The sequence below is a fragment of the Mangrovactinospora gilvigrisea genome (assembly GCF_001879105.1).
GTDB lineage: Bacteria > Actinomycetota > Actinomycetes > Streptomycetales > Streptomycetaceae > Mangrovactinospora > Mangrovactinospora gilvigrisea.
The window spans coordinates 1-7,175 of record NZ_MLCF01000131.1; the positions used below are offsets into that span (position 1 = coordinate 1).

Sequence of the window (7,175 nt, forward strand, 5' to 3'; positions counted from 1 at the left end):
CGTCCCAGGCGCGCAGCGCGACGGGCTCGTCCGCGCTCTCCTCGTCCACCGGTTGCAGCTTGAGGGCGGCGGGGGTGCCGTCGGCGGTGGTGACGGGGACGACCAGCGCGACCACGCCGTGGCGGCCCGGCCCGGCCGGGGTGAGCGCCCAGCGCTCCAGCATCTCCGCGGCGAGCGCGGGCAAGGCGTCGATCCAGCCGCTGCCGGTGCTGTGGGCGCGGTGGCTGTCCGCGAGGGCCTGGGGGATCTCGATGGGCATGGGGACGACGCTATGCCGGGGCGCCCGGTGGACGGTAGCGAATTGCGGCGGCGCGAACGGCCGTGATCTGGAAGGTTCGTGCCCGGACGGACGACGGAGCAGGGAGTGGTGCAGATGGAGGACGCCGAGGTCGCGGCGCGCTGGGGGCCGGACGCGGTGGCCGCGCCCGTGCAGGGGGCGGCGAACCGGGTGTGGTTCGTCGGCGGCGGTCAGCTGGTGCTGCGGGTGGCCCGGCCGGGCTGCGAGGCGGACCTGCGCAAGGAGGCCGCGGTGATCCCGGCCGCGGTCGCCGCGGGGGTCCGCACGCCGGATCTGGTGGAGGCCGGGGAGCTGGCGGACGGTCGGCCGTTCCTGGTGGTGCGCCGGGCGCACGGCGCCGAGCCCGCGCTCCCGGTGCGGGCGCAGGGCGACCCCGCGGGCGCCGTCTTCCGGTCGGTGGGACGGGAGTTGGCGCTGGTCCACGCGAAGGTGGGGCCGGTGCCGGGGGTGCCGGGGTTCGAGGAGGGCGACGGCCCGCGGGCGGACACCGCCGCGCTGGTCGCGGCGGGCTGGATCGGCTCCGGGGCCGGCGGCTGGCTGGACGCCTGGTTCGCCCGGCTGGAGGAGTGGGCCGCGCCGACGCGGGGGCCGGGCCCGGTGCTCGTGCACGGCGACGCCTCGCCGCAGAACCTGCTCGCCGACCCGGCGACGGGCGCGCTCACCGCGCTGCTGGACTGGGGGGATGCCGAACTCGCCGACCCGGCCGTCGACTTCGCCAAGGTGCCGCTGCGGGCGGTGCCCTATGTGCTCGACGGCTACCTGGGCGAGCGGGCCGGCGATCCGGAGCTGGTGCGCTCCTGGGCGGCGCGGGTGCTCGGCCGCCAACTGCACTGGGCGCTGGGCCGGTTGGCGGGCGGCTCGCCGGTGCTCGGCGCGTCCTGGTGGTCGGCGGAGCCGGGCAGCCGGCTGCTGGAGGTGCTGCGGTTCTTCGCGGACGCCGGGCCGCTGCCGCCGGGGTGGGCGGGGCTCACCCCGTGCACTGGGAGTTGACGGTCTCCTCCCAGTCGCAGCGCGGGCAGAGCGTGCGGCCGGGGGTGCTGTCCGGGAGGTCGGTGGGCTTGCCGCAGAGGACGCAGGCGGCGCGCGGCTCGGCGTCCGACGGGTCCGCGGGGTCCGACGGGTCCGCGGGGCCTGTCTGGTCCGTCGGCTCCGCCCCGGCCGCCAGCTCCGAAGTGCCGGAAATGTCCTGATTATCGGTCATGCGCTCAGTCTGGCACGGGCCGGGGGTGGCACTGGTGCCACCCCCGGAACTCACTCCAGCGCTGGTGCCCCGGACTTCCCGTCCCGCTTCACTGGTTGGCATGGTCGTGGGAGAAGCAGTGGATGCGGAGACGGACCCGGTGGCGGGCCCTGAGATCGCCGTGCGCATGAGGGCGGTCCGCAGGGTCCACGGGTTCGGGGCGCGCGCCGTGACGGCGCTGGACCGGGTGTCGGTGGACTTCCCGGAGGGGGCGTGGACGGCCCTGCTCGGCCCGTCCGGCGCCGGCAAGTCGGCGCTGCTGCGCTGCGCGGCCGGTCTGGACCGGCCGACGGCGGGCTCCGTCGAGGTGGACGGCGAGGACCTGCTGGTGATGCGCCGCCGCGAGCGGGCCCGGTACTGCCGCGCCCGGATCGCCATCGGCTACGGCGCCGCCGTGCTGGGCTGGCGTCCGGACGATCCCACGCTGCCCCGGCTGCTGCTGGTGGACGAGCCCACCGCGGGCTTCGACGCCGCGGCGGCGCGGCGCATCCTGGAGCGGCTGCGCGAACTGGTGGCGTCCGGGCGGACGGTGGTCACCGCCGGCCGCGACCCGGAGGCGGCCTGGGCCGCCGACCGGGTGGTGCTGATGGAGGGCGGCCGCCGGCTGCACGGGGCCGGCCCGTCCCGCGTGGGGTGCGCGGAGGAGGGGAGCGCGGGACGGGCCGGCAGTCGCGGGGGCGGTCAGCCGGTGTAGGCGTTGAACGCCTTGGCGAAGGCGTTCGCCGACTGGGCGACGCCGCTGCAGGTCGGCTCCGCCGAGCTGGTGTTCCCGTCCGAGCAGGCCTTGTCGCGGGCCGCGGACCACATCGACAGCCACGCCAGGTGCTTCTGCTTGGCGAAGGCGACCAGCTTGGCCGCGTCGTCGAGGGTGAACCGCTCGGTGGCGGTGTCGTTGACGCCGATCATCGGGGTGACCGCGATCCTGCTCCAGGCGTCCGCGTCGGTGTCCCCCAGCACGCCCTTGACCTGGGCCTGCGTCGCGGTGGCGGCCTTGATGGCGTAGGCGCCCATCTGCCCGGACGGGTTCGGCGCGGCGCCGTCCCCGTAGTCCATCGCCATCACATTGACCGCGGCGATCTTCACGCCCTTGGCCTTGGCGTCCTTGACGACCGCCACGCCCTGCGCGGTGAGCCCGCTGGGCAGCACCGGCAGCGTGTAGGAGACGGCGAGGCCGGGGTGTTCCTTCTGCAGCGCGGCTATCGCCTGGTCGCGGCGGGCGATGGAGGCGGTGTCGCCGACCGCCGCGCCCTCGATGTCGAAGTCCACCTGGGTGAGCTTGTACTGGGTGACGGCCTGGTCGTAGGCGGCGGTGAGCGCGCTGACGGAGGAGCAGGCCTGGGCCAGCTCGGTGCCGTTGGCGCCGCCGAAGGAGACCCGGACGTCGCCGCCCGCGGCCCGCAGCGCGCCGATCTTTGCGGCGACCGGGTCGCTGCCCAGCGCGGTCTGCCCGCCCCATTTGGGGGTGCAGCCGCCGCCGGCGACGAGGAAGGCGAGGTTGTAGGTCTTCACGCCGTCCGCCTTGGCGGTGGCCACCGGGTCGAAGGGCGGGTAGAGCGAGGTGTCCGCGTAGGGGGAGAAGCGTCCGGTGCCGGCGGCCGCGGTGGCGGCGGGGGCGGCCTTGGCGGTGGCGGCGTGGTGCGAGGTGGAGGCGTCCGCGGCGTTGCTGAGCGCGACGGCGCCGACCGCGGCGGCCGCCGCGGCGAGGGCGGTGCCGCCGGCGATCCAGGGCCTGCGGGAGCGGCGGTGCCGACGGGCGGGAGTGGTGCGGCTGCGGTTCGCGGTTGTCATGCCCAGGGACGCTAGGGCCCCGCGGGCCGCCGGTGGGCGGGTCTCAGGGAGCGCCAATCCGCGCTTAGGGACGGCTTAATGGACCGACGTCCGGGATGACTGCCTATCAGATGATTTCGGGCGGTGCGGCGTTCGTCGGGGGAGCATTTCGTATGACTGGGTGAACTTCGGCCCGGAGGGCGGCGCGCTTGCGTCGCGGGGTGGCGGCGCGCGTGTTCCGATGAGCGCGTTCTCGGACGGACCTGCCGGGCGCACCGGCCGGGCAGGACGAACGCGAAGGAGCGCACCATGTCGGCTTTTGCTTCTGTACTCGCTGCTGTCGGCGGCATTCTCGCCGCCCTTCTGATCACTGTCGCGATCGCGACGACCCGCTCTGCCGCCGGGCCCGCGGCTGTCACCGCGGACGGCTCAGCGGCGGACGACGCCACCGGCACGGTGGACGTCGCCGAGCTGATCCTGGTGGTGCGGCGCAATGCGCGCGGGATGCGGTTGACGCATCGGATCGCGACGCGGCGACGCGGCACGCAGGGTCTTGCGGGGCTGAAGGGCTCGGCCAAGGCGTCCTCGGCGTCGGCGGGATCGGGTGCGGCGGCGCGCAGCGCCGGCGGCTCCGGGTCCGGCTCGGACGGCTCGTCCGGCGAGGACGCGGACGCGGCGGTCGGGGCGGTCCTGTACGAGCTGGCGGCGTAGCGTTCGCGCTTTCGCGCTGGTAGCGGTTTGCCGCCCCTCCGCTCCGGTACCCCACCCGACCCCGGTCCGGTGAGAGGTCCGACGGAATTCGGCTGGCCCGCTCGGTTCGCCACTCGGGACGATCAGGCTCCGCCTGGACGTCGTCGGCGGGTGCGTGGACGGGGAACGGGTGCAGCAGGACCCGTGTGCAGGCGGATGCGGATCTCGGTACCGCCCAGGACGGAACGACCGATCGCCAGCCCGCCACCGGTGGACTCGGCGGCACGGCGGGCGATGTCCAGGCCCAGCCCGGTCGACCCCGCGCGACCGTCGCCCTGACCGCGCAGCAGCGCGGCCTCCGGGTCGACGATGCCCGGTCCGGCGTCCGACACCAGCACGATCACAGCATCGTGGGCCGCATGCAGGTCCACGGAGAACGCCGTCCCCTCAGCGGTGTGCCGGAACACGTTGCCCAGCAACGCGTCCACCGAAGCACCCAGTTCGGCCCTCGACAGCGGCACCGGTGCCGGGGTCTCGTCCCCCGACAGCCGCCAGGGCCGTCCCTCGTCCTCCGCGAGCGCGGACCAGAACCGCACCCGCTCCCGCATCACCTCGGCCGCGTCGCACCCGGCCGCGGCGACCCGCGCGCCCTCGGCGCGCACCGCCTGGCCGCGGCCGCGCGCCGTCTCGATGATCTGGTCCACCTCACGCTCCAGGTGGGCCACGGCCTCGCGGGTGTGGTCGGCGGCGTCCCCCTCGCCGAGCCCCGCGGCGTTCAGCCGCAGCACGGTGAGCGGGGTGCGCAGGCGGTGCGAGAGGTCCGCGGCGAGCTCGCGCTCGTTGACGAGCAGCTGCACCACCCGGTCGGCCATGCTGTTGAAGGCGGCGCCGGCGTCGCGCAGTTCACGCGGGGTGGCGTCGTCCGGCTCGATCGGGACGCGCACGCCCAGCCGGCCGTCGCCCAGGTCGCGGGCGGCCGAGGCGAGCCGTCCGGCCGCGGCCACCAGCCGGGTGCCGAGCCGGTCCGCGACCGCCACCGAGAGCGCCACCAGCCCCAGCGCCACCCCGGTGAGGATCAGCCAGGCCCGCAGCACCCCCGAGCTCAGCTGCCCGGACGGGACGTACACCTCGACCACCGCGATCCGCCCGTTGGCCACCGCCACCGGCTGCAGCAGGGCGTAGCCGGACGGGACGCGCACCGTCGAGGCGCGTCCGTCGGCGGTGGTGGCGGCGACGTCCGAACGGGAGGCGCGGGCCTGCCCGATGGTGGTGGCGCCCTGCCCGTCGATCGGCGGCACATGGACGGCGATGCGGTGCTCGGCGCCGCCCTCGCTGCTGGCCAGCGCCCGCTCCAGGGCGACCCGGTCGGTGGTGATGGCGAGCGCCGGGCCGAAGGCGGCGGCCTGCCGCTCGGCCGCGGTGAAGGCGCGGTCGCGGGCGGTCTCCCACACCATCCAGCCCAGCGGGACGAGGAAGGCGAGCGCGACCATCGTGGTGACGGCGGCCGCGACCCGGAACAGCGCCCACCTCATGGGGCGCCGGCCTCCGGCGGGCGGGCCGCCTCCGGCGGCTCCAGGCGGACGCCGACGCCGCGGACGGTGTGCAGATAGCGCGGCCGCGATGCCGTCTCGCCCAACTTGCGGCGCAGCCAGGAGAGGTGGACGTCGATGGTCTGGTCGCCGCCGTAGGCCTGCTGCCACACCTCGGTGCGCAGCTCACGGCGGGCGACGACCACGCCGGGGCGCTCGGCGAGGTAGGCGAGCATGTCGAACTCGCGGCGGGTGAGGTCGAGTTGCCGGCCGTCGAGGGTGGCCTGGCGGCGCTGCACGTCCACGGTGAGGCCGCCGATGCGCAGCGCGGGGTCGCGCCGCGCGCCGGGGTGCGCGCCGGCGGCGGACCCGCCGGAGGCGCGCCCGCCGCCCGCCCGGCGCAGCACGGCGGCCATCCGGGCCGCGAGGTGCTCGGGGGAGAACGGTTTCACCAGGTAGTCGTCGGCGCCGGTGTTGAGCAGCCGGACGATCTCGGCCTCCTCGTCGCGCGCGGTGCAGATGATGACCGGCACATCGGTGACGCCGCGGATCATCTTCAGCGCCTCGGCGCCGTCCAGATCGGGAAGGCCGAGGTCGAGCAGCACCAACTCGCAGCCGACCTGCGCGACCTCGCGCAGCGCCTCCAGCGCGGTGCCGACGCTGCGCACCGCGTGCCCCGCTTCGGTGAGGTGCCGGACCAGGGCCGAACGCACGAACGGATCGTCCTCGGCCACGAGTACGGAGCTCATGGGCGGTCACGGTAGCCGATTCGGGCAACACCCGGGAGCGGTGGTCGGGAGACGGGTGGGCGGGGCAGACTGTGGGCGGTGGTTCGGAGGCGCCGAGTGGGACGAAGCAGCGGAGTGGCGCGTGCCGCGGCCTGGGCGGTCGCGACGGGCGGCGCGATCGCGCTCTCCTGGTTCGGGGTGAGCGGGGCGCTGGGCAACGGCGTGCTGGACGACGCGCCGCGCGCGTTCTCCGTGACGGACCAGGGGCTTTCGACGGTGCGGGCGCGGCCCGGGCCGACGCACTCCGCGCCGTCGCGTTCGGCCCCGCCTTCGCCGTCGACGCACTCGGCGGTGCCGACCCGGCGGCCGGCGTCGCCCTCGCACCCGGCGACGCGCTCGCCGTCGGCGTCACCGTCGCCCTCCCCTTCGCCGTCGGCCTCGGCGCAGGGGACGACGCAGACGGTGGTGGTGCGCGGGGGACGGGTGGCGCTGATGCTGCATCCGGCGTCGGCGGAGCTCATCTCGGCCTCGCCGAACGCGGGGTGGTCGCTTCAGGTGTGGCGGAGCGCGGAGTGGCTGCGGGTGCAGTTCAGCATGGGGGCTTCGGTGTCGACGGTGTACTGCACCTGGAACGGCCACCCCCCGATCGTCCAGACCGACGAGCAGTAGCGCACGGTTTGCGCGGCACCGGGCACCGCGACAGTCAGGCCAGCCCGTGCCGATAGGCGTAGCGCACCGCCTGCGCGCGGTCCCGCACGCCCGTCTTCGCGAACAGGTTGTTGATGTGCGTCTTCACCGTCGTCACGCTGACGAACAACCGCTCCGCGATCTCCTGGTTGGAGAGCCCGTCCGCGATCAGCCGGAGCACCTCCGTCTCCCGGGTCGTCAGCCCGTCCGGCGCCGCGGCCGGAGCCGGAGCAGCC

General features: G+C 75.7%; 9 protein-coding genes and 1 pseudogene. 4 read left to right on the forward strand and 6 right to left on the reverse strand.

Features of this window, described 5'->3' with window-relative positions:
- Positions 1 to 259: pseudogene (locus BIV57_RS20115) on the reverse strand (aminoglycoside phosphotransferase family protein); the annotation flags it as partial.
- Between the two features lie 114 nt (positions 260 to 373).
- Here BIV57_RS20115 and BIV57_RS20120 point away from each other — a divergent pair.
- Positions 374 to 1,288, forward strand: coding sequence for a phosphotransferase family protein (locus BIV57_RS20120; protein ID WP_175548810.1), 915 nt, complete (start codon positions 374 to 376; stop codon positions 1,286 to 1,288).
- Here BIV57_RS20120 and BIV57_RS20125 read toward each other — a convergent pair.
- Complete coding sequence (locus BIV57_RS20125; RefSeq protein ID WP_107409642.1) at positions 1,266 to 1,499, reverse strand: hypothetical protein; 234 nt, start codon at positions 1,497 to 1,499, stop codon at positions 1,266 to 1,268. The two genes, BIV57_RS20120 and BIV57_RS20125, sit on opposite strands and share 23 nt — an antisense overlap.
- A gap of 118 nt (positions 1,500 to 1,617) precedes the next feature.
- Here BIV57_RS20125 and BIV57_RS20130 point away from each other — a divergent pair, with 118 nt between their 5' ends.
- Positions 1,618 to 2,232, forward strand: a complete 615-nt coding sequence (locus tag BIV57_RS20130) for an ATP-binding cassette domain-containing protein (protein WP_071658266.1) — start codon at positions 1,618 to 1,620, stop codon at positions 2,230 to 2,232.
- On the opposite strand, the gene BIV57_RS20135 is transcribed toward BIV57_RS20130, so the two are convergent.
- The gene (locus BIV57_RS20135) at positions 2,220 to 3,326 is read right to left on the reverse strand and encodes a chitinase (protein WP_071658267.1); all 1,107 of its coding nucleotides are present in this window, start codon (positions 3,324 to 3,326) and stop codon (positions 2,220 to 2,222) included. The genes BIV57_RS20130 and BIV57_RS20135 overlap by 13 nt on opposite strands.
- A gap of 288 nt (positions 3,327 to 3,614) precedes the next feature.
- On the opposite strand from BIV57_RS20135, the gene BIV57_RS20140 reads away from it, so the two are divergent.
- The gene (locus tag BIV57_RS20140) at positions 3,615 to 4,016 is read left to right on the forward strand and encodes a hypothetical protein (RefSeq protein WP_071658268.1); all 402 of its coding nucleotides are present in this window, start codon (positions 3,615 to 3,617) and stop codon (positions 4,014 to 4,016) included.
- A gap of 122 nt (positions 4,017 to 4,138) precedes the next feature.
- Here BIV57_RS20140 and BIV57_RS20145 read toward each other — a convergent pair whose 3' ends face one another.
- Positions 4,139 to 5,527, reverse strand: a complete 1,389-nt coding sequence (locus BIV57_RS20145) for a HAMP domain-containing sensor histidine kinase (RefSeq protein WP_071658269.1) — start codon at positions 5,525 to 5,527, stop codon at positions 4,139 to 4,141.
- Positions 5,524 to 6,273 (reverse strand): response regulator transcription factor, encoded by a 750-nt coding sequence (locus tag BIV57_RS20150; protein WP_071658270.1) that lies wholly within the window; start codon positions 6,271 to 6,273, stop codon positions 5,524 to 5,526. The genes BIV57_RS20145 and BIV57_RS20150 overlap by 4 nt, the downstream gene beginning before the upstream one ends.
- A 96-nt stretch (positions 6,274 to 6,369) precedes the next feature.
- Between BIV57_RS20150 and BIV57_RS20155 the strand changes: the two genes are divergently transcribed.
- Positions 6,370 to 6,921 carry a hypothetical protein gene (locus BIV57_RS20155; protein WP_071658271.1) on the forward strand — a complete coding sequence of 184 codons (552 nt, stop codon included), beginning with the start codon at positions 6,370 to 6,372 and terminating at the stop codon, positions 6,919 to 6,921.
- Positions 6,922 to 6,955: 34 nt separating this feature from the next.
- Here BIV57_RS20155 and BIV57_RS20160 read toward each other — a convergent pair.
- Positions 6,956 to 7,175, reverse strand: a 220-nt coding sequence (locus BIV57_RS20160) for a response regulator transcription factor (RefSeq protein ID WP_139275737.1), incomplete at its 5' end; no start/stop codon positions are given.